This window comes from Solihabitans fulvus, from assembly GCF_008386585.1.
GTDB lineage: Bacteria > Actinomycetota > Actinomycetes > Mycobacteriales > Pseudonocardiaceae > Solihabitans > Solihabitans fulvus.
The window spans coordinates 1-310 of sequence record NZ_VUOB01000411.1; the positions used below are offsets into that span (position 1 = coordinate 1).

The 310-nt window shown below is 47.7% G+C and carries 1 protein-coding gene; it reads right to left on the reverse strand.

What is annotated here, in order from left to right; genetic code table 11:
* Positions 1 to 237, reverse strand: a 237-nt coding sequence (locus tag F0L68_RS46180; protein WP_223199678.1) for a ribosomal eL8 family protein, incomplete at its 3' end; no start/stop codon positions are given.
* Between the last annotated feature and the right edge of the window lie 73 nt (positions 238 to 310).

Sequence of the window (310 nt, forward strand, 5' to 3'; positions counted from 1 at the left end):
GGGCACTTTCAGACGACGCTGAAGTACAGCCTTCTGGCGCTGGATGCGGATATACTTGGGCCATCTTACAAATCTGGACAAGTCCCGAGTTGGCTGAATGCCCTGACCAATGGCAAAGTTCTTTGGCCTCTTCTCGAAGAGAGGATTCACGATCTTCTTGGGCTCAACCTTTTTGACCACCAATGGGGCGGCGGCTACTTTCTTCCCTACCTTCTTCTTAGGCTTCTTCTGCACCATGTTGAACAGTTATTAATTCAGCGATTTAAAGGCCACGAAAAGATACGTGACCTAAATCGTATACCAAACTTTC